This is a genomic window from Mycobacterium montefiorense, assembly GCF_025823255.1.
In the GTDB taxonomy this organism is placed as follows: domain Bacteria; phylum Actinomycetota; class Actinomycetes; order Mycobacteriales; family Mycobacteriaceae; genus Mycobacterium; species Mycobacterium montefiorense.
The window spans coordinates 255,984-279,378 of record NZ_JACKVL010000013.1 but is presented as its reverse complement, the minus strand read 5'-3'; the positions used below and the strand labels follow the sequence as shown (position 1 = coordinate 279,378).

Annotated in this window: 20 protein-coding genes; 6 read left to right on the top strand and 14 right to left on the bottom strand. The window is 66.4% G+C overall.

What is annotated here, in order from left to right:
- Positions 1–31 precede the first annotated feature (31 nt).
- From H7K34_RS14735 to H7K34_RS14725, 3 genes are all read left to right on the top strand, one after another.
- Complete coding sequence (locus H7K34_RS14735) at positions 32–1,486, top strand: phytoene desaturase family protein (protein WP_264062732.1); 1,455 nt, start codon at positions 32–34, stop codon at positions 1,484–1,486.
- Positions 1,487–1,495: 9 nt separating this feature from the next.
- Entirely contained in the window at positions 1,496–2,095 is a 600-nt protein-coding gene (gene wrbA / locus H7K34_RS14730; RefSeq protein ID WP_264062731.1) for an NAD(P)H:quinone oxidoreductase, read from the top strand.
- 102 nt (positions 2,096–2,197) lie between these two features.
- The gene (locus H7K34_RS14725; protein WP_264062730.1) at positions 2,198–3,064 is read left to right on the top strand and encodes a hypothetical protein; all 867 of its coding nucleotides are present in this window, start codon (positions 2,198–2,200) and stop codon (positions 3,062–3,064) included.
- A gap of 52 nt (positions 3,065–3,116) precedes the next feature.
- On the opposite strand, the gene ilvC is transcribed toward H7K34_RS14725, so the two are convergent.
- From ilvC to H7K34_RS14710, 3 genes are all read right to left on the bottom strand, one after another.
- Complete coding sequence (ilvC, locus tag H7K34_RS14720) at positions 3,117–4,118, bottom strand: ketol-acid reductoisomerase (protein WP_264063559.1); 1,002 nt, start codon at positions 4,116–4,118, stop codon at positions 3,117–3,119.
- A 61-nt stretch (positions 4,119–4,179) separates the two neighbouring features.
- Positions 4,180–4,686 carry an acetolactate synthase small subunit gene (ilvN, locus tag H7K34_RS14715; RefSeq protein ID WP_108920677.1) on the bottom strand — a complete coding sequence of 169 codons (507 nt, stop codon included), beginning with the start codon at positions 4,684–4,686 and terminating at the stop codon, positions 4,180–4,182.
- A complete protein-coding gene (locus H7K34_RS14710) occupies positions 4,686–6,554 on the bottom strand; it encodes an acetolactate synthase large subunit (protein WP_264062728.1) in 1,869 nt (622 codons plus the stop codon). Before H7K34_RS14710 ends, ilvN begins: the two co-directional genes overlap by 1 nt.
- A 353-nt stretch (positions 6,555–6,907) precedes the next feature.
- On the opposite strand from H7K34_RS14710, the gene H7K34_RS14705 reads away from it, so the two are divergent.
- Positions 6,908–7,264, top strand: a complete 357-nt coding sequence (locus tag H7K34_RS14705; protein WP_264063557.1) for a PH domain-containing protein — start codon at positions 6,908–6,910, stop codon at positions 7,262–7,264.
- A 22-nt stretch (positions 7,265–7,286) separates the two neighbouring features.
- On the opposite strand, the gene H7K34_RS14700 is transcribed toward H7K34_RS14705, so the two are convergent.
- The gene (locus H7K34_RS14700) at positions 7,287–8,129 is read right to left on the bottom strand and encodes a DoxX family protein (protein ID WP_264062727.1); all 843 of its coding nucleotides are present in this window, start codon (positions 8,127–8,129) and stop codon (positions 7,287–7,289) included.
- Positions 8,130–8,372: 243 nt separating this feature from the next.
- Here H7K34_RS14700 and H7K34_RS14695 point away from each other — a divergent pair, with 243 nt between their 5' ends.
- Positions 8,373–9,494, top strand: a complete 1,122-nt coding sequence (locus tag H7K34_RS14695) for a sorbosone dehydrogenase family protein (protein WP_264062726.1) — start codon at positions 8,373–8,375, stop codon at positions 9,492–9,494.
- Between the two features lie 31 nt (positions 9,495–9,525).
- On the opposite strand, the gene gatB is transcribed toward H7K34_RS14695, so the two are convergent.
- The 5 genes from gatB to gatC all read right to left on the bottom strand — a co-directional run bounded on the left by gatB (position 9,526) and on the right by gatC (position 15,304).
- Positions 9,526–11,043 carry an Asp-tRNA(Asn)/Glu-tRNA(Gln) amidotransferase subunit GatB gene (gatB, locus tag H7K34_RS14690; RefSeq protein WP_264062724.1) on the bottom strand — a complete coding sequence of 506 codons (1,518 nt, stop codon included), beginning with the start codon at positions 11,041–11,043 and terminating at the stop codon, positions 9,526–9,528.
- A gap of 57 nt (positions 11,044–11,100) precedes the next feature.
- Positions 11,101–11,871, bottom strand: coding sequence for a MinD/ParA family ATP-binding protein (locus H7K34_RS14685; protein WP_264062723.1), 771 nt, complete (start codon positions 11,869–11,871; stop codon positions 11,101–11,103).
- A 563-nt stretch (positions 11,872–12,434) separates the two neighbouring features.
- The gene (locus H7K34_RS14680; RefSeq protein ID WP_108920684.1) at positions 12,435–13,466 is read right to left on the bottom strand and encodes an ATP-dependent 6-phosphofructokinase; all 1,032 of its coding nucleotides are present in this window, start codon (positions 13,464–13,466) and stop codon (positions 12,435–12,437) included.
- Between the two features lie 54 nt (positions 13,467–13,520).
- Positions 13,521–15,008, bottom strand: coding sequence for an Asp-tRNA(Asn)/Glu-tRNA(Gln) amidotransferase subunit GatA (gene gatA / locus H7K34_RS14675; RefSeq protein WP_264062722.1), 1,488 nt, complete (start codon positions 15,006–15,008; stop codon positions 13,521–13,523).
- Positions 15,005–15,304, bottom strand: a complete 300-nt coding sequence (gene gatC, locus H7K34_RS14670) for an Asp-tRNA(Asn)/Glu-tRNA(Gln) amidotransferase subunit GatC (RefSeq protein ID WP_264062721.1) — start codon at positions 15,302–15,304, stop codon at positions 15,005–15,007. The genes gatA and gatC overlap by 4 nt, the downstream gene beginning before the upstream one ends.
- A gap of 93 nt (positions 15,305–15,397) precedes the next feature.
- Between gatC and H7K34_RS14665 the strand changes: the two genes are divergently transcribed.
- Positions 15,398–16,054, top strand: coding sequence for an ACT domain-containing protein (locus H7K34_RS14665; RefSeq protein ID WP_108920687.1), 657 nt, complete (start codon positions 15,398–15,400; stop codon positions 16,052–16,054).
- A gap of 1 nt (position 16,055) precedes the next feature.
- Here H7K34_RS14665 and H7K34_RS14660 read toward each other — a convergent pair whose 3' ends face one another.
- The 5 genes from H7K34_RS14660 to H7K34_RS14640 all read right to left on the bottom strand — a co-directional run bounded on the left by H7K34_RS14660 (position 16,056) and on the right by H7K34_RS14640 (position 23,356).
- Entirely contained in the window at positions 16,056–18,971 is a 2,916-nt protein-coding gene (locus H7K34_RS14660; protein WP_264062720.1) for an MMPL/RND family transporter, read from the bottom strand.
- Positions 18,968–19,399: an MmpS family protein gene (locus H7K34_RS14655; protein ID WP_264062719.1), complete on the bottom strand. Its 432-nt coding sequence runs from the start codon at positions 19,397–19,399 to the stop codon at positions 18,968–18,970. Before H7K34_RS14655 ends, H7K34_RS14660 begins: the two co-directional genes overlap by 4 nt.
- A 169-nt stretch (positions 19,400–19,568) precedes the next feature.
- Positions 19,569–20,177 carry a TetR/AcrR family transcriptional regulator gene (locus H7K34_RS14650; protein WP_264063555.1) on the bottom strand — a complete coding sequence of 203 codons (609 nt, stop codon included), beginning with the start codon at positions 20,175–20,177 and terminating at the stop codon, positions 19,569–19,571.
- Between the two features lie 36 nt (positions 20,178–20,213).
- Positions 20,214–22,310, bottom strand: coding sequence for an NAD-dependent DNA ligase LigA (ligA, locus tag H7K34_RS14645; RefSeq protein WP_264062718.1), 2,097 nt, complete (start codon positions 22,308–22,310; stop codon positions 20,214–20,216).
- 32 nt (positions 22,311–22,342) lie between these two features.
- Positions 22,343–23,356 (bottom strand): uroporphyrinogen decarboxylase/cobalamine-independent methonine synthase family protein, encoded by a 1,014-nt coding sequence (locus H7K34_RS14640; protein WP_264062717.1) that lies wholly within the window; start codon positions 23,354–23,356, stop codon positions 22,343–22,345.
- Positions 23,357–23,395 lie beyond the last annotated feature (39 nt).

Sequence of the window (23,395 nt, the reverse complement as noted above, 5' to 3'; positions counted from 1 at the left end):
TATAGGCCACCGTCTCGGCTGTAATTGTCCGATGGACCTCACCGTCGTCGGCAGCGGACCCAACGGGCTTTCCACGGCCGTCATCTGCGCCCGCGCCGGACTCAAAGTGCAGGTCGTCGAGGCGCAGCCGACCCTGGGCGGCGGTGCGCGCACCGCGGCCGACCCAGAATTTCCCGGAGTCGAACACGACATCTGCTCGGCGGTTCACCCACTGGCGCTTGCGTCGCCGTTTTTCGCCGAGTTCGACCTGCCCGCGCGCGGCGTGCGGCTGGCGGTACCGGACATCGCCTACGGCAATCCGCTAACTGGCCGGCCGGCGGCGATCGCCTACCGCGACCTCGAACGCACCTGCGCCGAACTGTCCGACGGCGCCTCCTGGCGGCGGCTGCTGGGCCCGCTGGTGACCGACTGGCATGCCGTCGTGGAATTGCTGCTCGGCGATAAGCGGTCGGTGCCTGGCTCGCTGCCTACCGCACTGCGGCTTGGGGCGCGGATGCTGGGGCAGGGCACGCCGGCGTGGGGATCGTTGGCCGGCTTGCTAAACGGATACGACGGTCGCGCCCTGTTCACCGGCGTTGCCGCCCATGTGCTTTCGCGAATGCCGTCCCTGACGGCGGCCGGGGCCGGGTTGCTGCTGGCGGTGTTGGCGCACGCGGTCGGCTGGCCTATCCCGGTCGGCGGCAGCCAGGCGATCACCGACGCGCTGCTCGCCGACCTGCGCGCACACGGCGGTGAGGTCATCGCCGGCGTCGAAATCACCGAGCCGCCAAACGGTGTCGTCGCATTCGACACGGCGCCGACCGCGCTGTTGCGGATATACGGTGACGCCCTGCCAGATCGCTATGCTAAAGCATTGCGCCGCTATCGATTTGGCCCCGGAGTCGCCAAGGTCGATTTCGTGCTGGGCGACGAGATTCCATGGTCGGACCCGCGCCTGCGCCAAGCACCCACCCTGCATCTCGGCGGCAGCCGGCAGCAGATGGCGCTCGCCGAAAAAGAGATCGCAGCCGGCCGCCATGCGCAGTGGCCAATGGTGCTGGCCGCCGCGCCGCACGTCGCCGATCCCGCTCGGATCGACGGCCAGGGTCGCCGTCCGTTCTGGACATACGCCCACGTCCCGTCGGGTTCCACGCTGGATGCGACCGAGGCCGTCACCGCGACCATCGAGCGGTTCGCACCGGGCTTTCGTGACGTTGTGGTCGCCGCCCGCGCCGTGCCCGCCGCACACATGACCGACCACAACGCCAACTACGTCGGCGGTGACATCGGGATGGGCGGAAATTCCGCGTGGCGCGCGATCGCCGGACCCACACCGCGGCTCGACCCTTGGCGCACACCGATTCCCAAGGCGTATCTGTGTTCGGCGGCCACCCCGCCCGGCGGTGGCGTGCACGGCATGGCCGGTTACTTCGCCGCGCGCAGCCTGTTGCGCCATGAATTCGGCATCGCCACGCTTCCCTTTTTGGGGCCAGCTACCCGGGCTTAAGCTAACCGCGTGACCAAACTCGCGATCATCTACTACTCGGCGACCGGCCATGGCACCACGATGGCTAACCGTGTCGCCGCGGCGGCGCAGGCCGCCGGCGCCGAGGTCCGGGTGCGCCCCGTCACCGAGACGCGCGACCCGGAATCGTTTGCGCAGAACCCGGCCTGGACGGCGAACTACAACGCCACCAAGGACCTTCCCGTGGCCAGCGGCGACGACATCGCGTGGGCCGATGCCGTGATCTTCGGCTCGCCCACCCGGTTCGGCTCGCCGGCGTCGCAGTTGCGCAGCTTCCTGGACTCGCTGGGCGGGCTGTGGGCCGAGGGCAAGCTGGCCGACAAGGTGTACGCCGGGTTCACGTCGTCGAACACCGCGCACGGCGGCCAGGAAACCACGCTCGTCTCGCTCTACCTCACGCTGATTCACTTCGGCGGCATCATTGTTCCGCCGGGATACACCGATCCGTCCAAGTTCGTCGACGGCAACCCTTACGGCGCCAGCCTGGTCACCACACACGACAACATCGAGGACATCGGCGACATCACCGGCACCGCACTGGAACACCTGGCGCGCCGCGTGGTGACGGTCGCCGACCGCCTCTCGTCGTAGCCTGCGGTCGCGACATTGACGTAAGCGTGACGACACGCCGCACCTCGTCGCGCTCATGTCGATCTCGGCGGACCTGTCGGTGGCCGCGTCCACGATCGACGCATGACGGACGTGTTCGTTGGTAGCGAAGCGGTTGCGGCCGCTGCGCTCACCGAGCATCAGCTACGGCGTCAGCACCGACCGATCTTCCGCGGCGTGTACCTGCCGCAATGGTGCGACCCAACGATTGACGACTACACAGTCGGCGCCTGGCTGTGGTCGCGCAAGCGAGCGGTGGTAGCCGGTGTTGCGGCGTCGGCACTGCACGGGGCCCAGTGGGTCGACGCGGGGACGCCCGTGGAGCTGGTCGCGAAAAGCGCCCGGCCACAAAGTGGATTGATCGTTCGCAATGAGACGTTGCGCGCCGACGAGGTCACCCAGGTCAGGCGTCGCTCGATCACGCTTCCGGTGACCACACCGGCGCGTACCGCCTTCGATCTCGGCCGACACCTGCCGCGAGGTCAGGCGCTGGCACGACTCGATGCACACGCACGCGCCACCCGGTTCTCTGTCGAGGACGTTTCGATCCTTGCGAAGAGATACCGGGGCGCCCGTGGCCTACGGCAGCTCAATGATGTGCTGCCGTTGGTCGATGGCGGCGCAGCATCACCGAAAGAAAGCTGGCTGCGTCTACTTCTGCTGGACGCCGGGTTGCCGAAGCCGACCACACAGATACCGGTGCACCGCGGTTGGCAACTTGTGGGTCTGCTCGATATGGGTTGGGAGGACCACTTGGTCGCCGTGGAATACGACGGCGACCAACACCGGGCCGACCGGCGCCAGTTCGTCAGGGACATTAACCGGATCGCGGCGATGCAGGAGCTGGGCTGGGTGGTGATTCGCGTCGTCGCCGAACACCGCCCGCAGGACATCGTTGTGCAGGTCTCCCAGGCGCTTGCCCGCCGCGGCTATCGCCGAGATCGACGTTAGCGCGACGACACGCCGAAAGTTGGCGCGCTAACGTCAATCTCGACGAGAACGGCTAGGCCGTCTCGGTGATCGGGCGGTCCACCCAGCTCATCAGGTCGCGCAGCTTCTTGCCGGTGACCTCGATCGGGTGCTCGGCGTTCTCCTTGCGCAACGCCTCGAGCTGCTTGTTGCCACCCTCGACGTTGGCGACCAACTTCTTGGTGAAGTCGCCGTTTTGGATGTCGCGCAGGATCTCCCGCATCCGGTCCTTGGTGCCGGCATCGATGACCCGCGGGCCCGACAGGTACCCGCCGAACTCCGCGGTGTCGGACACCGAGTAGTTCATCCGGGCGATGCCACCCTCATACATCAGGTCGACGATCAGCTTGAGCTCGTGCAGCACCTCGAAGTAGGCCATCTCCGGCGGGTAGCCCGCCTCGACCATCACGTCGAAGCCGACCTTCACCAATTCCTCTGTGCCACCACACAACACGGCCTGCTCACCGAACAAGTCGGTTTCGGTCTCGTCCTTGAAGGTGGTCTTGATGACGCCGGCCCGGGTACCGCCGATGGCCTTGGCGTAAGACAGCGCGAGCGCCTCGCCCTTGCCAGTCGGGTCCTGGTCGACGGCGATCAGCGCGGGAACGCCCTTGCCGTCGACGAACTGCCGGCGCACCAGGTGCCCGGGCCCCTTCGGGGCGACCATCGCGATCGTGACGTTGCCGGGCGGCTTGATCAAGTCGAAGTGGATGTTGAGGCCGTGACCGAAGAACAGCGCGTCACCCTCGTTGAGGTTCGGCTCGATGTCGTTCTTGAAAATTTCGGCCTGGGCGGTGTCGGGCGCCAGCAACATGATCACATCGGCCCACTCGGCCACCTCGGCAGGCGTGTCGACGGTCAGGCCCTGCTCGGAGACCTTGGCTCGCGACTTCGAACCCTCCTTCAAGCCGACCCGAACCTCGACGCCGGAGTCGCGCAGGCTCAGCGAGTGCGCGTGCCCTTGACTGCCGTAGCCGATGACGCCGACCTTGCGGCCCTGAATTATCGACAGGTCTGCGTCGTCGTCGTAGAACATCTCTAATGCCTCAGGCACGGTGAATCTCTCTTTCTGGTTGTAATTTTGCGAGTACGCAACACTACTTGGCGGTGCCGATACCACGCGGCCCGCGGGACAGCGATACGACTCCCGATTGGACGATTTCGCGGATACCGAACGGTTCCAGCACTCGCAGCAGCGCCTCAAGCTTGCCACGAGTACCCGTCGCCTCGACGGTCAGCGAATCCAGGGAAACGTCGACGACCTTGGCGCGGAACAGGTTTGCCGCTTCGATTACCTGAGCGCGGGTACCGGCATCGGCCCGCACCTTGACCAAGGCCAACTCGCGAGCCACCGAGTTGTCCTCGTCCTGCTCGACAATCTTAATGACATTGATCAACTTGTTGAGCTGCTTGGTGACCTGTTCGAGCGGAGTTTCCTCGGCGGAAACGACGATTGTCATCCGCGACATGTCCTTTTGCTCGGTGGCACCCACCGCTAGCGACTCGATGTTGAAGCCGCGCCGCGAGAACAGCGCCGCGATGCGCGCAAGCACACCCGGCTTGTCCTCGACCAACACTGAAAGCGTGTGCGTCTTCGCGTACATCAGGCATGTCCTTCGGTTTCGTCGTCGAACAACGGACGAATTCCGCGGGCATGCTGAATCTCGTCATTGCTTGTTCCGGCGGCCACCATCGGCCACACCTGCGCATCGGCGCCGACGATGAAATCGATCACGACCGGGCGGTCGTTGATCGCGCGCGCCTGATTGATCACGTCGATGACGTCTTCTTCACGCTCGCAACGTATTCCGACACAGCCCAGCGCCTCGGCCAGCTTCACGAAGTCCGGGATACGGTGGGAATGCGTGGCCAGATCGGTCTGCGAGTAACGCTCCTCGTAGAACAAGCTCTGCCATTGCCGCACCATGCCCAGGTTGCCGTTGTTGATCAGCGCCACCTTGATCGGCACACCCTCGATCGCGCAGGTGGCCAACTCCTGGTTGGTCATCTGGAAGCAGCCATCGCCATCGATCGCCCAGACCTCCGCCTCGGGGCGAGCGACCTTGGCGCCCATGGCCGCCGGGATGGCAAACCCCATGGTGCCCAGCCCGCCCGAGTTAAGCCAGGTGCGTGGATTCTCGTACGAGATGAACTGTGCAGCCCACATCTGGTGCTGACCCACGCCGGCGACGTAGACGGCATCGGGCCCAGCGATCTTGCCGAGCTGCTCGATCACATACTCCGGGCTCAGGCTGCCGTCGCTCTGCGGGCCGTAGCTCAGCGGATAGGTCGACTGAACCTCGTCCAGATATTTCCACCAGGCCGTCGTGTCGATCTTGCCCGGTGTTTCGTACTGACGCAGCATCGCGATGAGGTCGGTGATGACGGCTTTGACGTCGCCGACGATCGGCACATCGGCCACCCGGTTCTTGCCGATCTCGGCCGGGTCGATATCGGCGTGGATGACCTTGGCTTCGGGCGCAAAGGAATCGAGCTGTCCGGTCACCCGGTCGTCGAAACGGGTGCCCAGCGCGATCAGCAGATCACTGCGCTGCAGCGCCGCCACCGCGGCAACGGTGCCGTGCATGCCCGGCATGCCCAGGTTCTGCCGGTGGCTGTCCGGGAACGCGCCCCGTGCCATCAGCGTCGTGACCACCGGGATCCCGGTCAGCTCAGCCAAATCCCGCAGCTGCTCGGTCGCCTCGCCACGGATGACGCCGCCACCGACGTAAAGCACTGGTTTGCGCGCACGCGCAATCAGCTTGGCGGCCTCGCGGATCTGCCGGTTATGCGGCTTGAGGTTCGGCTTGTAGCCGGGCAGGTCCATCCCCGGCGGCCAGCTGAACGTGCACTGACCCTGCAGCACATCCTTGGGGATGTCGACCAGCACCGCGCCGGGACGCCCCGACGAGGCGATGTGGAAAGCCTCGGCCAGCACCCGGGGAATGTCGTCGCCGTTGCGAACGAGGAAGTTGTGCTTGGTGATCGGCATGGTGATGCCCGAGATGTCAGCCTCTTGGAAGGCATCGGTCCCGATCAGCGACCGCCCCACCTGGCCGGTGACGGCGACCACGGGAATCGAGTCCATCTGCGCATCTGCCAGTGGGGTCACCAGATTGGTGGCTCCGGGACCCGAGGTGGCCATCATGACGCCGACCTTGCCGGTGACGTGTGCGTAGCCGCTGGCCGCGTGGCCTGCGCCCTGTTCGTGACGAACCAGCACGTGCCGCAGCTTTTTCGAGTCGAACAGCGGGTCGTAGACCGGCAGCACCGCGCCGCCCGGGATCCCGAAGATGACCTCGACGTCGAGTTCCTCCAACGATCGGATTACCGACTGAGCGCCGGTAAGTTGATGCGGTGCAACGTGTCTGGATTGCTTGGGCGGGACTTTTGCGGCGGCTTCGGCGGCATTCGGCGCCCAGTCGTCGCCATTCTGCGACTCGGGTGTCTGTGACCTGGTGGGTGCGCTCACTCTGGTGATTGTCCTCTTAGTCCTGATCTGGCTGTGGAAGTTTCGTTGATACGCAAGAAAAAACCCCCGTCAGCTGCCGCTGATCGAGGGTTGCGCGTTGGTGCCGGATAGCTTCACATGCTGCAAGGAGCTAGTCAGCCGCCAACGCGCCGACTAATTACTACGAGCATCCCGGGCTTTCCGGTGGTATTCATAACGTTCGACGGTAGCCTTCGCACTGCTCAACCGTCAAATCCGCTGCGGCGTTGACCAATATCCTCCGCGCCGGCCTCGGCGCGTAATCGTGATGCAAACCAGGATGAAATGATGCTCGGGTGGCTTCTGGTTCTACCGCACCGACACCCGCGCCCGTAGTGATCAAGATCTCACCGATCGCGCACCTCGCCGTGGGATTTTTGGCTCTTGGCTTGCTGATTCCGGTGCTGGCGTGGCCGTTATCGACGCCGCTGCTCGCACTCCCGGTGCTGTTGTCGGCTTTGATCATCCGGCTGCGCACGGTTGCCGACGACAAGGGTGTGACGGTGCGAAACCTGCTGGGGAGCCAGACGGTGGGCTGGGACGACATCGACGGACTGCGCTTCCACCGGGGTTCGTGGGGGCGGGCCAAGCTGAAAAGCGGAGCGGAGCTGCGTTTGCCGGCGGTGACTTTCGCGACCCTGCCGCAGCTGACGGCGGTCAGTTCCGGGCGCGTACCCAATCCCTACCGCTGACGGCCGGCCCAGCGCAGGCAGTTCAGGCGATCGGATTAACGCCGTTGAGCAGCACCCACACGGCGATACCGGCGGCAATGCCGGCGAGCAGCGCCACGAACGACCCGATGAAGGGCCGATGCGCCCATCCCCTGTTGGCGTCCAGACCGTAACGGCCGGGTCCGGCCAGGACGACCGCGACAGCCAGCACGATCAGCATGATCTGGTATTCGTGCCCCTGTGGCAGGAAAAACGCGAAGGTGTGCGGCCGCGCCGAAACGCTGGCCAGCAGACCGTTGATCAGGAACGCCAGCGCACCTGCCGCGGCCACCGGAGTGAACAACCCCAGGACCAGCAGCGCGCCCGAGACGATCTCACCGCCCGCGCTCACGTAGGACAAGATGTCGGCGTGCTGGTAGCCGACATCGGACAGCGAGTTCTTGAAGCTGCCGATGCCCTGACCGCCCCACCAGCCGAAAAGCTTCTGCAGGCCGTGCGCACCGAGCACCACCCCGAGGCCGACCCGCAAGACCAGCAAACCGAGATTCTGGGTGCCGCGCCGGCCGATGGCGCGTTCCCGTTCGAAGTCCTCGCTCGCGTCGATCTCGGCAGGCTCGGCCGCTAAATGCCGCGGCGCCTGCTGCGGCTGCACGTACGGCAGCGGCTCGTGCTGGTCGAGGACGTTGTACGGCGGTGGGGCCGGGCTGGCCACCTGGTTGGGGTCTTGGTACGGGATGACGGAGGTAGGTCCGAAGTCGCCCGGATACCCCACGGGGGTCAGGTCATCTTCGGGGTCGACCAAGCGCGCTGCGGCGGGACGGGCCGGGGCCGGCTCCGGCGCTTCGCCGGGCCGCTGCCATGGTGCGTCATTCGATTGACCGGTCACGGGTGTCAGGGTAAGGGCATTTAGGCGTGAATCGGGGATTTGAGCGGCGCTTTCGCCAGGCAATCGATGCCTAGACCGCTAAACCGGTCTGGATTGGCGCCAGTTGCGCTTTTCGTCGTTCCGAAACGGTGAACGGATGGCCGAAAACCGTCCGCCCGCCGTCCGACCGGCAGCACCGGCTTCGGGCGCGCACACAGGGACGCCTGTGGCGCCGGTGGTCGCACTATCCGTAGCCTGTCGGTCATGCGTCTGGGGTGGCCGGTTCGATGCGGGCTCGCTGCGCTCTGCGCGGCCATGCTGGTCGCGACGGGCTGCGCGCGGTTCAACGACGCCGCGTCCGCGCCCTTCACCACCGCCCCGGAACTCAAGCCGCAGCCCAGCTCGACGCCTCCCCCGCCGCCGCCGCTGCCTCCCACGCCTTTCCCGAAGGCCTGCCCCGCTCCCGGCGTGATGCAGGGATGCCTGGAGAGCACCAGCGGCCTGATCATGGGCCCCGACAGCAAAACCGCGTTGGTAGCCGAACGCACCACCGGAGCGGTCAAGGACATTTCGGTAAGCGCCGAGCCGAAGGTGAAACTGGTCATCCCGGTCGACCCGTCCGGGGATGGCGGTTTGATGGATATCGTGCTGTCGCCGACCTACTCGCAGGACCGCCTGATGTACGCCTATATCAGCACGCCCACCGATAACCGGGTCATCCGCATCGCCGACGGCGATATCCCCAAGGACATCCTGATAGGTATTCCCAAGGGCGCCATGGGAAACACCGGAGCGCTGCTGTTCACCAGCCCGACCACGCTGCTGGTGCTGACCGGCGATGCGGGTAACCCGGCGATGGCCGCCGACCCTAAATCGTTGGCGGGCAAGGTGCTGCGCATCGAGCAGCCGACCACCGTCGGCCAGGCACCGCCGACGACGGCGCTGTCCGGCATCGGCTCGGGCGGCGGCCTGTGCGTCGATCCGGTCGACGGCTCACTGTATGTCGCCGATCGCACCCCGACCGCGGATCGGTTACAGCGCATCACCAAGGCGTCTGAGGTTTCGACGGTGTGGACGTGGCCGGACAAGCCGGGCGTTGCCGGATGCGCAGCGATGGACGGGACCGTAATGGTCAACCTGGTCAACACCAAATCGACGGTGGCCGTGCGACTTGCGCCGAAAACGGGCGCGGTCACCGGTGAACCCGACGTGGTCCGCAAAGACACCCACGCCCACGCGTGGGCGCTGCGGATGTCGCCGGACGGAAACGTCTGGGGCGCCACCATCAACAAGACCGCCGGTGACGCCGAAAAGCTTGACGACGTGGTCTTCCCGCTGTTCCCACAGGGTGGCGGCTTCCCGCGCAACAACGACGACAAGGCCTGAGGCCGACCCGCGCCTCGCGCGCCGACTTGCGCTAGGCCTGCCCGCAGGCGGCCAGCACCAACTCACGCACCCGAGCCGCGTCGGCTTGCCCGCGGGTGGCCTTCATGACCGCACCCACGATCGCGCCGGCCGCAGCCACCTTGCCGCCACGGATCTTTTCCGCCACATCGGGATTGGCGGCCAGGGCCTCGTCGACCGCGGCTTGGGTGACCGAGTCGTCGCGGACCAGCGCCAGACCACGGGCGGTCATCACCTGCTCGGGTTCACCCTCTCCGGCCAGCACACCTTCGACGACCTGGCGGGCCAGCTTGTTGGACAGCTTGCCCTCGTCGACCAGTGCGATCACCGCAGCGACCTGGGCCGGCGTGATGGCCAGCTCGTCCAACTCGATGTTCGCCTCGTTGGCCTTCTGCACCAGGAAGTTTCCCCACCAGGAACGCGCGTCCTTGCTGGAGGCGCCGTGCTTGATCGTCGCGGTGACCAATTCGACTGCGCCGGCATTGACAAGGTCACGCATCACCTCGTCGGAGACACCCCACTCGTCCTGAATCCGCTTGCGGCTCAACCACGGAAGCTCTGGAATGGTCTGGCGCAATTGCTCGACCTGCTCGCGGCTGGGTGCGACGGGTTCCAGGTCGGGCTCGGGGAAATAGCGGTAATCCTGCGCAGTTTCCTTCGCGCGGCCCGCGCTGGTGGTACCGCCGGCCTCCTGAAAATGCCTGGTTTCCTGCCGGATTGAACCGCCGGACACCAGAACGGCAGCCTGGCGCTGCATTTCGTAACGCACCGCGACTTCAACGCTTTTCAGCGAGTTGACGTTCTTGGTCTCGGTGCGGGTGCCGAACTCGGTGGCACCGGTCGGCTTCAGCGACACGTTGGAATCACAACGCATCGAACCTTGGTCCATGCGTACGTCGGATACTTCCAACGCGCGCAGCAGGTCTCGCAGTGCCGTCACGTAAGCGCGAGCGATCTGCGGTGCCCGGGCTCCGGCTCCCTCGATGGGCTTGGTGACGATTTCGATCAGGGGCACGCCGGCACGGTTGTAGTCGATCAGCGACGTCGTCGCGCCGTGAATGCGGCCCGTCTCGCTACCCAGGTGAGTGAGCTTGCCGGTGTCCTCTTCCATGTGAGCACGCTCGATCTCGACCCGCCAGGTGGTGCCGTCTTCCAGCGGCGCTTCGAGGTAACCGTTGATCGCTATCGGCTCGTCGTACTGCGAGATCTGGTAGTTCTTCGGCATGTCCGGGTAGAAGTAGTTCTTCCGGGCGAAGCGGCACCACGGCACGATCTCGCAATTCAGGGCCAGCCCGATGCGGATCGCCGACTCGACGGCGGTTCGGTTGAGCACCGGCAGTGAGCCCGGCAACCCCAGGCACACCGGGCACACCTGGGTGTTGGGTTCGGCACCGAATGTGGTGGAGCAGCCGCAGAACATCTTGGTCGCGGTCGACAGCTCGACGTGTACTTCCAGCCCGAGCACCGGGTCGAAACGCGCCAGGACGTCGTCGTAATCCAGCAGCTCAGCCGCCCCGGAAGTCACAGTCATGGGATCGATCCTAGTGGTGGCGCAGCGGTCCGCGGGGCCCGGCACAACAGCCGGCGATCAGGACAACCGGGGTTCCCGCCAGGACCCCAGCGGGGCATCGTGGCCTGCGGCCCGGCCGGCAGCGATGTCGCCCAGCGCCGCCGCGATCTCGAGATAGCCGCGCCGACTCTCCTTACTCAACCGGTCCAGCCCGAGTTCCTTGCCCTCGTGCACGTGGCGATCGAACGGCAAGACCACGGTGGCGCCGACGCGAGCCGACAGCTCCTCGAATTCCTTGCCGACCACGCCGTCCAGCTTGGCCGGTTCGGTGTAGTTCATGACCAGTACCGTCGATGCCATCAGTCGCCGATACTCGTTGTTGGACAACCACTCCAGCGTTGTTCTGGTCTTTCGTACCGCATCGATGGAGGTGCCGCTGACCACCACCAGGGCTCGCGCCTCGGGCAAGACCGCGTCCATCACATGGGAGTTGATCGCCTTGACGCAATCCACCAGCACCACCGAATAGTGTTTGCGCAGAATCGAGAATGCCTTGGCGATGTCCTGGCGCTCCAACCGCCAGTCGGTGCGGCCGTAGTCGGGCAGCCCAAGCACTTCCAGGCCGAAGCTGTTCATGTGGGTGTGCGCCCGGATCTCGGCATAGTGGGTAACCGAGTCGCGTGCGAGCAGGTCGGCCAGGCTCAGCGGGTTGCGGCGGCCGTGTCGTTGCGCCAGGTCGCCGGCGTCGATGTCGACGGCGATGACCCGGTCGCCGCGCGCCTCGGCGAGGGTCGAGCCGAGCGCCTCGACAACCGCGGTCTTGCCGACGCCGCCCTTGAAGTTGAGCACGGCGATCGGGAATTGCCGCCGATGCCGGTGCCGATCCGTTCGCGCAGTGCCTGTTCGTATGCGGCGGCCTTGCCCGGACCGACATCGATCCCGGTCACCCGGTGCAACACCTCTCGCCAGCCGCGTCGGCCCGACTCCGCGTTTTCCCGGTGGCTCAGTCCGTCGAGAGCCGTCCCGCCCAGGGTCAGATCGCGGCGATACGACGCTGCGGCCCGCCGTGCCCGGATCAGCCGGGACGGGGTCGGCGGGCCGGCCAGCCGCGACGGACGACCTGGCGGTGGGTAGCGCGGCTCCGGCACCGTGGCCGCGCTTGGGTAGGCGTCGGCGCGCCAGCGTGGCACCGAAGGTGCTGGTTTCGCCGAATTCGACGGATGCACCGGAGCAGCAGATAGGGCATTGACTCCGCGAACCCCCTCGCGGTTACTGATACCCGCTGGTGTAGCCGTTTTGACCTGGTGGTTAAACCAGGAAAATGGGTTCGGTAATGGGCACGGGCCCGGTCGGGCGGCAAATGCGGATGGTCGTCAGGCTCGTGGCACCGGCTGTTTGCGCACCGCTGCGTGTCAGCCGAAGAAGGCGGCGGCCTCGTCGTGGCGGGCGTCGGGCACCAGCTTGAGCTGGCGCACCGCGTCGGCCAGTGGAACGCGGCCGATGTCTTGTCCGCGCAGCGACACCATCTGGCCGTACTCGCCCGCATGCGCGGCGTCGGCCGCGTTGACCCCGAACCGGGTGGCCAGCACCCGGTCGTACGCCGTCGGGATACCGCCGCGCTGGACGTGGCCCAACACGGTCACCCGGACCTCCTTGTTGATCCGCCTCTCCACCGCGATACCCAACTGCTGGGCCACGCCGGTGAACTTCTCGTGGCCGAACTCGTCAATCCCGCCCTCGCGCAACGGGATCGAGCCGGGGATCGGCTTGGCCCCCTCGGCCACCACGCAGATGAAGTGCGAATCACCGCGCTGGAAGCGGCGTTTGACCAGCCGACACACATCCTCGATGTCGAAGGGCTGTTCGGGGATCAGCGTCATGTGCGCACCGGAAGCCAGCCCTGCGTTCAGCGCGATCCAGCCCGCGTGGCGGCCCATCACCTCCACCAGCATCACGCGCTGGTGGGACTCCGCGGTGCTGTGTAAGCGGTCGATCGCGTCGGTCGCGACGGTCAAAGCCGTGTCGTGACCGAAAGTCACATCGGTGCAGTCGATGTCGTTGTCGATCGTCTTCGGCACGCCGACTACGGGAACGTTCTCGTCCGACAACCAGTGCGCGGCCGTCAGCGTGCCTTCACCGCCGATCGGGATCAGCACATCGATGCCGTTGTCGTCCAGGGTCTGCTTGATCTGATCCAGCCCGGCCCGCAGCTTGTCGGGGTGTACGCGGGCGGTGCCCAGCACCGTTCCACCCTTGGCCAGCAGCCGGTCATTGCGGTCGTCGTTCTGCAGCTGGATGCGCCGGTTTTCCAGCAACCCGCGCCACCCGTCTTCGAAGCCGACCACCGACGAGCCGTAGCGGGCGTCGCAGGTGCGTACCACCGCCCGGATAACAGCGTTGAGCCCCGGACAGTCGCCGCCTCCAGTGAGAATTCCGATCCGCATTCCCTTATCTTGCCCGTGCCGACCGGCGGCGGGGCAAGCTGGGGCACCGCGCGGCTAAACGGTCGGCGCCACCGGCAGCGGTCCGCGCGCAGCCTCGTAGGCGGCACCGACGCGATAAAGACGGTCGTCGGCCAGCGCGGGCGCCATGATCTGCAGCCCCACCGGCAGCTGGTCGTCCGGAGACAGCCCCGACGGCACCGACATCCCGCAATGGCCGGCCAGGTTCAGCGGCAGCGTGCACAGGTCGAACAGGTACATGGCCAGCGGATCGTCGACCTTCTCCCCCAGCCGGAACGCGGTGGTCGGGGTCGCCGGCGACACCAGAACGTCGACGGATTGGTAGGCCCGGTCCAGATCCCGGGCGATCAGGGTGCGCACTTTCTGCGCTTGGTTGTAATAGGCATCGTAGTAGCCCGCGGAGAGCGCGTAGGCACCAATCATGATGCGGCGCTTGACTTCCGGCCCGAAGCCCGCGGCCCGCGTCAGCGCCATCACTTCCTCGGCGCTGTGGCTGCCGTCGTCACCGACCCGCAGCCCGTAGCGCATCGCATCGAAGCGCGCCAGGTTGCTGGACACCTCCGACGGCAGGATCAGGTAGTAGGCCGGCAGCGCGTAATCGAAGTGCGGGCAGTCGACTTCGCTCACCTCGGCACCCAGCGCGGTCAACTGCTCCACCGCGGCCTCGAACGACGCCAGCACCCCGGGCTGGTAGCCCTCGCCGCGCAGCTGGGAGACCACACCGATCCGCACGCCGCTCAGATCGCCTTGCGCGCCCGCCCTGGCGGCGCCCAGCACGTCGGGCACCGCGGCATCGATGGAGGTGGAGTCCATTGGGTCGTGCCCGGCGATCACTTGATGCAGCAGCGCGGTGTCCAGCACGCTGCGCGCGCACGGGCCGCCCTGATCCAGCGACGATGCGCAGGCCACCAGGCCGTAGCGGGAGACCGTGCCGTAGGTGGGTTTGACCCCGACGGTCGCGGTCAGCGCCGCGGGCTGGCGAATCGAGCCCCCGGTGTCGGTGCCGATGGCCAACGGGGCCTGGAAGGAGGCCAGCGCCGCAGCGCTGCCACCGCCCGAGCCGCCGGGCACCCGCTCGAGGTCCCACGGGTTACGGGTGGGGCCGTAGGCCGAGTTCTCTGTCGAGCTGCCCATCGCGAACTCGTCCATGTTGGTCTTGCCCAGGATCGGGATGCCGGCGGCGCGCAGCCGGGCGGTGACGGTGGCGTCGTACGGCGAACGCCAGCCCTGCAGGATTTTGGATCCGCAGGTGGTGGGCATGTCGACGGTCGTGAACACGTCTTTGAGCGCCAACGGAACACCGGCCAGGGCCGAGGGCAGCTGCTCTCCGGCGGCCACCGCCGCGTCGACAGCGGCCGCCGCCGCCAGCGCCTCGTCGGCTGCGACGTGCAGAAACGCGCCGTACCGGTCGTCGGTCGCCGCGATCTGATCTAGGCAGGCCTGGGTGATCTCGACCGATGACAGCTCTTTGGCGGCGACCTTGGCGGCCAGCGTCGCCGCGTCGGATCGGATGATCTCGTTCACTCGCTGTCCCCGAGGATCTGCGGCACGGCGAAGCGGCCGTCAACGACTTCCGGCGCCGCGGCCAGCGCCTCCTGCTGCGTCAGACACGGCCTGGTCTCGTCCTGGCGGGTGACGTTGACGTCCTTGAGCGGGTTGTCGGTCGGCTCGACGCCGGTGACATCGACCGCCTGGATCTGGCTGACGTGGGTCAGGATGGCGTCGAGTTGGCCGGCGAAGCCATCCAACTCGGTATCGGTCAACGCCAGCCTGGCCAGCCTGGCCAGGTGCGCTACCTCGTCGCGGGAGATCTGGGACACGAGCGAAAAGCCTAACGCGACAGCCCTCAGGCGGTTGCCGACGCCCCGCCCTGCGGAAATGCCGCGTGCTCGGCTCTGTGCAACAGTGGGCGCGTGCCGTCCTATCTGTTGCGCATCGAACTCGTCGACCGCCCAGGAAGCCTGGGCGCGCTGGCGGTGGCGCTCGGTTCGGTGGGCGCCGACATCCTGTCGCTCGACGTCGTCGAGCGCATCTCCGGGTACGCGACCGACGACCTGGTGATCGAGCTGCCGGCCGGTGCAATGCCCGACACGCTGATCACCGCGGCCGAGTCGCTGAACGGCGTACGAGTAGACAGCGTGCGCCCGCACACCGGCCTGCTGGAAGCGCACCGCGAGCTGGAACTTCTCGACCACGTTGCCGCCGCCAAAAACAAGGCGGCGCGGCTGCAGGTGCTGGCCGACGAGGCGCCCCGAGTGCTGCGGGTGAGCTGGTGCACGGTGTTGCACGGTTCGGACGGTGAACTGCACCGCCTGGCCGCCAGCACGGGTGCACCGGAGACCCGCGCGGTCTCGGCGCCGTGGCTGCCGATCCGGGAGGCCGCGACGCTGGACGGCGCCGCCGAGTGGGTGCCGGAAGCCTGGCGCGACATGGATATCACGCTGGTCGCCGCCCCGCTGGGTGACCCGCACACCGCGGTGGTGCTGGGCCGTCCCGGTCCCGAATTCCGGCCGTCGGAGGTGGCCCGCCTGGGTTACCTGGCCGGGATCGTGGCCACGATGCTGCGCTGACTCAGCGCGCGGCCACGGTCGGCTTCGGCGCCACCGCGTCGTCGTCATCCCACAGCAGCAGTTGACGCACCGCCGGACGCGGGCCATACGGCCGAAGCATGGTGCTGGCCGGACGCGGACGCACCCGTTGCGGCCACCAGAACCAGCGCCCGAGAAGCCTTGCGATAGAAGGCGTCATGAATGAGCGCACAATCAGCGTGTCGAACAACAGCCCAAGGCCGATCGTCGTCCCGATCTGACCGAGAACCTGAAAACCGCTGAAAACAAACGCGCACATGGTGACGGCGAAAACGATGCCGGCCGACGTGACGACCGAGCCGGAGCCGGCCATCGCCCGGATGATGCCGGTATTCAACCCGGCATGGATTTCTTCCTTGAATCTGGAGATCAACAGCAGGTTGTAGTCGGATCCGACCGCCAGCAGCAGGATCACGGCCAGCGCCAGCACCACCCAGTACAGCTGAATGCCGAACATGTACTGCCACACCAGAACTGACAGCCCGAACGAAGCACCCAGCGACAGGGCCACCGTGCCCACGATGACGAGCGCGGCGATCAGGCTGCGGGTGATGATCATCATGATCAGCAGGATGAGGCTCAGCGCCGCGAATGCCACGATCATCAGGTCGTACTTGGCGCCGTCCTGGATGTCCTTGTACGTCGCGGCCGTGCCGCCAAGATAGATCCCCGCGGCCGCCATCGGCGTGCCTTTCAAGGCCTCGTGCGCGGCCTTGGCGATCGGATCGATATGCGAAATACCCTCTGTGGTAGCGGGATCGCCCTCATGCGTGACGATCATGCGAGCGGCCTTGCCGTCCGGCGAGAGGAACAGTTTCAGCCCGCGTTTGAAGTCAGGGTTGTCGAAAACCTCGGGCGGCAGGTAGAACGTGTCGTCGTTCTTGGCCGCGTCGAAGGCCCGCCCCAACGCCGTGGCGTTGTCGATCGCGACCGCGGTCTGCGCATAGATACCGGACAGCGTCGCGTAATTCGCCAGAGTCAGATCGTGATTGGTCTGCTGACTGTCGATCTGCGGCGGGATCAGTGCAACCAGTTTCGGCTGCAGCGCGTCAAGCTTGTCCAGCGAAGCCGTCAGGTTTTCGAATTTCTCGGTGAGCTGGTCAATGCCGTCGAGCGCGTCGAAGAGCGACCTGAACGCGAAGCAGGCAGGGATGTCGTAACAATGCTTCTCCCAATAGAAATAGCTGCGAACCGGCCGGAAGAAATCGTCGAAATTCGCGATCTTGTCGCGCAGATCCTGGATCGTGGCGAGCGTGTCGTGAAAGCTTTCGGTCTCGTCGTGGGTGGTGCCGGCAAGCTGCTGCTGCAATACATACTGCTGCTTCAAGATGTTGATGGTCTTGTTCAGTTCATTGGCCTGCTTGAGGGCATCGTCGGCCCGATCTCGTTGATAGGTCAGGTTTTGCTGCTGCGCCGCGGCCTGATTGCTGACCACGAACGCAAGCGAGCTGTGGACCAGCGGGGTTCCCAACGGCCGAGTGATGGTCTGTACCTGCGCGACCCCGGGAACGTGGAATACCGCTTTGGCCACCTTGTCCAGAATGAGCATGCTTTCGGGGTTACGCATGTCGTGATCGGTTTCGACCATCAGCAATTCGGGCTCCAGCCGGGCCCGGGAGAAGTGCTTTTCGGCTTCGGTGTAGCCGATATTGGCCGGCGCGCTGGCGGGCATGTAGGGGCGAGTGTCGTAACTGGTCCGGTAGCCGGGCAAGGCGATGATGCCGACCAGCGCCAGCGCGCACGCGGCCGCAAGAACGGCGCCGGGCCAACGGACGATGGCGGTGCCGATCCGCCGCCAGCCGCGGGTTCTCAACGCCCGTTTGGGGTCGAAGATGCCCGCCTTGGCGCCCAGGGTGAGGATCGCGGGCCCCAGCGTCAGTGCGGCGAACAGTGCGATCAAGACGCCCAAAGCGGCTGGAATGCCGAGACTTTGGAAGTAAGGCAATCGGGTGAAGCTCAGACAGGCCACCGCGCCCGCCACCGTGAGACCCGAACCCAACACGATATGAGTGGTGCCGTGATACATGGTGTAGAAGGCTTTTTCGCGGCTCTCACCGGTGCCGCGCGCTTCTTGATAGCGGCCGACGAAAAATATCGCGTAGTCCGTTCCGGCGGCGATCACCAACAGCGTCAGGATGTTCGTCGCGTAGGTCGACAGCCCGATGATACCGGCGTTTCCGAGAACGGCGACAAGACCTCGGGCGGCGGACATTTCGATGAGGACAGTGGCCAGCACCAGCAGTGTGGTGAGCACCGAGCGGTAAACGAAAAAGAGCATCAACGCGATCATCCCGATGGTGATCGCGGTGACCTTCGCGGTGCCCTTGCTGCCGACGTCGAACTGGTCGGAGATCAGCGGCGCCGCACCGGTCACGTAGGCCTTGACACCCGGTGGCGGCTTCATCCGCTCGATGATGTCGCGGATGGCGCCGACACCCTCGTTGGCCAACGCCGAGCCTTGATTACCGGTCAGGTTGACCTGAACATAGGCGGCCTTGCCGTCGCTGCTTTGCGATCCCGCCGCGGTCAGGGTGTCGCCCCAGTAGTCCTGGACGTGTTCGACGTGCTTGCGGTCCTGCTCGAGCTTGCGGATCATCTCGTCGTAGAAGCGGTGCGCGTCCGCGCCGAGCGGCTTGTCGCCTTCCAGCACGATCATCGCCGAACTGTCGGTGTCGAACTCGTGAAACGCTTGGCCGATGCGCTTGATCGCCTTGAGCGACGGCGCATCTGGCGAGTTCAGCGCCACGTTGTGGGTCTTGCCCACCTCCTCGAGCTGCGGCACCGCAATGTTGGTAACGGCGGCCAACGCCACCCAGAAGAGCAGGATCGCCCACGCGAGCCGGCGGATGTTCCGCGGCACAAAAGGCCGCGTCTGCTGTTCGTTGGTTTGGTTGCTCATCCCGACTTATCCAGACAGAAGGTGTAGGCGTCGACTTTGTTGACGGTGCGTTGGTCTTTGACCTCGCCGTTGATGGTGATGCGGCACCCGAGGGTGTCCCCGTTGCCTTGGGCCACGACATTGGCGACGACCGCGGGCTCGGTGGTGGTGATCGTGAACGACCAGGGCAGCGGCGCGTCTTTGACTTGCTGCGGCTGTGCGTTGACGTCCAGGTAGTTGATGGTGGCCGTCGCGCCCGGTGCGCCGAAGACCTCGAGCACTACCTGCTTGGGGTTGAACGGCACGATTTCTGCCGCCAGACCGCTATTGGCCCTGGTGGTGTCGTGCGAGCCGAAGATTCCGTGCAACCGGTAGATACCGAACCCCGCGACGGCGACGACGAGTACCGCGACCAACACCATCCACCCTTGTCTCAGCACGGTGGACATTGAAATCGCCTTCACCCGTCGGCCTTTCGATGGTCGGGCGGTCTCGATCACTCTATGACTATCGCGGTTGTCTCACGCCAGCGCGCTCGACAGACTTCACAGTACGGTACTGGACCGTACTGTACAAGAGACGCGACCGTACACATTTGTCGTGGTGCGGGCTTTGGCTTTAGTTGCCGGATCGGGTCAGGCCCGGGATCAGGAATTGGTCGACGAGAAGCTGCACGGTGTGACGGGTGGGCGGCCGGTCGGGGATGATGGACCGGAAGATCAGGTAACCGGGTAGCAGGTCCCAAAGTTCATCGGCGAGGGCATCTTGGCTGATCTCGCCACGGTCCACGGCCTGTTGCAGGACGTGCTGAATCAGGGCTTTGCGTTGCTTGAGGAATTGCTCCTGCAGGGCGTCATTGAGCGCGGGATGCCGGGACACCTCGACCATCACCGCGCGGATGGTGCTGGCGTGCTGGCGTCCGTGTTCGCCGCAGACTTCGCCGAGACTGATCAAATCGCCGCGTAGCGTGCCGGTGTTGGGCGCGACCGCGACCAGGCGAACGCCTTCGATGAAGGCAGCCAGCACCAGTTCGGCTTTGGAGGGCCAGCGCCGGTACACCGTGGCCTTGCTGGCGTGGGCGGCACTGGCGACCGCGTCTACCGTCAGCTGGTCGTAGCCGTGTTCTTGCAGCAACCGCAGGGTGACCGCCAGCAGTTCGGCTTCACGCGCAGACCACGGCGATGCCTGGATGCACTGATCTGCCGTCTGGGTCATAGCGCCCACGATAGAGCCGCAACGGCAGTACGGACCAGTACTGCGCTGTTAATCGGCTGTGGTGTCGGTGGCAGGCCCCTCGTCGAGCAGCTTGCGAAACCCGTCCTCGTCGAGGATCGGCACGCCCAGTTCCACCGCTTTGTCGTACTTGGAACCCGGCGAATCACCGGCGACGACGTAGGCGGTGTTCTTCGACACCGAACCGGCGGCCTTGCCGCCGCGGGACACGATGGCTTCCTTGGCGTCGTCACGGGAAAACACGGTCAGCGAACCGGTGACGACAATGCTGAGCCCGGCCAGTGTGCGCGGCACGCTGGAGTCCCGCTCGTCGGCCATCCGCACGCCGGCCGCTTGCCACTTGTCGACGATCGCGCGGTGCCAGTCGACGGTGAACCATTCGGTGACCGCCGCGGCGATGGTGGGCCCGACGCCCTCGACCGCGGCCAGCTCCTCGGTCGACGCCGACGTGATCGCGTCGAGACTGCCGAACTCGGTTGCCAGGGCACGCGCGGCCGTCGGCCCGACGTGCCGGATCGACAGCGCGACCAGCACCCGCCACAGCGGCTGCGCCTTGGCCTTATCCAGGTTGGCCAGCAACCGTTTACCGTTGGCCGACAGGGTTCCGGCCTTGGTGGTGAACAGCTCGGTGCGCAGCAGGTCACCTTCGGTGAGGGTGAACAGGTCCCCCTCGTCGGTGATCACCGCGGCCGCCAGCAGTGCGGTGGCGGCCTCGTAGCCCAGACCTTCGATGTCGAACGCGCCGCGGCCGGCGACGTGAAACACCCTCTCCCGCAACTGCGCTGGGCACGACCGGGAGTTTGGGCAACGGATGTCGGCGTCGCCCTCCTTGGCCGGAGCCAGCTGGGTGCCGCACTCGGGACAGTGGGTGGGCATGACGAATTCGCGTTCGGTGCCGTCACGCAGATCGGCCACCGGACCCAGTACTTCGGGAATCACGTCGCCGGCCTTGCGGATCACCACGGTGTCACCGATCAGCACGCCCTTGCGCTTGACCTCGGCGGCGTTGTGCAAGGTCGCCATTTCGACTGTCGACCCGGCCACCTTGACCGGGGTCATGACCGCGAACGGCGTGACGCGTCCGGTCCGGCCGACGTTGACGTTGATGTCGAGCAGCTTGGTCTGCACCTCTTGAGGCGGGTACTTGTAGGCGATCGCCCAGCGCGGCGCCCGAGAGGTCGACCCCAGCCTGCGCTGCAGCGATACATCGTCGATTTTGACGACGACACCGTCGATTTCGTGATCGACGTCGTGGCGGTGCTCGCCCCAATAGGCGATCCGCTCCAGCGCGCCGGCGGCGTTGGCCACGCGGGTGGTGTGTTCGGAAACCGGCAGACCCCAGGCGCCCAGCGCCAGGTAGGCGTCGTGCAGCGAGGCCGGCCGAAATCCCTCCGTGTGTCCCACACCGTGGCAGATCATCCGCAGTTTGCGGCGAGCCGTCACCGCGGGATCCTTCTGCCGAAGCGAACCCGCGGCGCTGTTGCGCGGATTGGCGAACGGCGTCTTGCCGTCCTCGACAAGCGCGGCGTTGAGTGCTTCGAAGTCGGCGAGCCGGAAGAACACCTCGCCGCGTACCTCGAGGACTTTGGGGATCGGATAGCCGTCACTGGCCGTCAGCCGTTCGGGCACGTCGTCGATCGTGCGCGCGTTCAGCGTGACGTCCTCGCCGGTGCGGCCGTCCCCCCGCGTCGCGGCACGCACCAGCCGGCCGTCACGGTAGACCAGCGCCAGCGCGACGCCGTCGATCTTGAGCTCACACAGAAACGGCACGTCTTGAGAACCGGGGGGGCCGACCTCGGCATGGATACGTGCGGCCCACCCGTCGAATTCCTCGCTGCTGAACACGTTGTCCAGCGACAGCATCCGTTCCAGGTGTTCGGCCGAGGTGAAGTCGGTGGCAAAGCCGGCACCGCCGACCAGCTGAGTCGGCGAATCGGGGGTGCGCAGCTCGGGATGCTGCTGCTCGAGCGCGCCCAGCCGCCGCAGCAGATCGTCGAAATCCGCGTCGGAGACGATCGGCGCGTCGCGGACGTAGTAGCGGAACTGGTGTTCGCGCACCTCGTCGGCGAGTTCCCGCCAAAGACGCCGAACCTCGGGAGTGACGGGGTCGACTTCTGGCGAACTCACCTTGGCAGGCTATCGAAGGACCCCGACGACACCTAGATGGCGTCGGGGTCCGAAGCGAACGCCTCGGCAGCCTTACGGGCCAGCTCGATCGCGGTGCGGGCCCACTGGGGCGTCGCCGCGGCCAGACCACATGCCGGGGTGACGCCGATACGCTCGCGCAGCGCCGAGCGGCCGAATCCGAGCCGATCGGTCACCGCGACGACCGCGGCGGCCACCTGCTCGGCGGCGGGCCTCTTGTCCGGCGCAGTCGCGGCGACCACGCCCAGCATCACCGCGCGACCCGATTCGATGAACGCCGCGATACCGTCCAGGTCCGCTGCCTTGAGCGTGCCCGTGTCGACCGATATGGCACTAATTGCGCTGCCTACCAACAGGTCCCACGGCAATTCAGCGGCACAACTGTGCAGCACCACCTCGGCGCCGGCCGTCTCGGCGCAGGTGTCGAGCAGCGACGCGGCCACCGACTCGTCGAGCGCCGCAACCGGACGCAGCGAGGTGACCCCGCTCAGCCGCCCACCCAGCGCCGCCGGCAACGACGGCTCGTCGAACTGCACCACCACCGGGGTGTCGAGCCGGCGGGACAGCGCCGCGCGCTGGGTGGCAACACCTTCAGCCAGCGACGCCGTCAGATCGCGCACCGCCCCGGGGTCGGTGATCGCCCGATGGCCGTTGGCCAGCTCGAGCCCGGCGGCAAGCGTGATCGGGCCGGGAGCCTGGACCTTGACCACCCGTCCGCTGCCGCGCAGGCCCGCCGTCTCCCAGGCCTCCTCGAGGGCGTCCATATCCTCGTCGAGGAAGCTGACGGCCCGCCGGGTCACGGCGCCGGGACGAGCGGCGATGCGGTATCCGCGCGGCACGGTGTCGATCGGCACGTCGATCAGCAGCGCGCCGGCCCGCCCCAGTAGGTCGGCGCCCACTCCCCTGGCGGGCAGCTCGACGAGGTGTGCCAGCGCTGCTGCCAACTCGCCGACGACAACCTCCGCCGACGGCCGTGCCGCGGTGCCGGGCCACGAGCCCACGCCACTGCCGGTCGCGAAAACACTCACCGGGCAACCGTATTCGACGTCAAATTGCGCCCCGGTGGC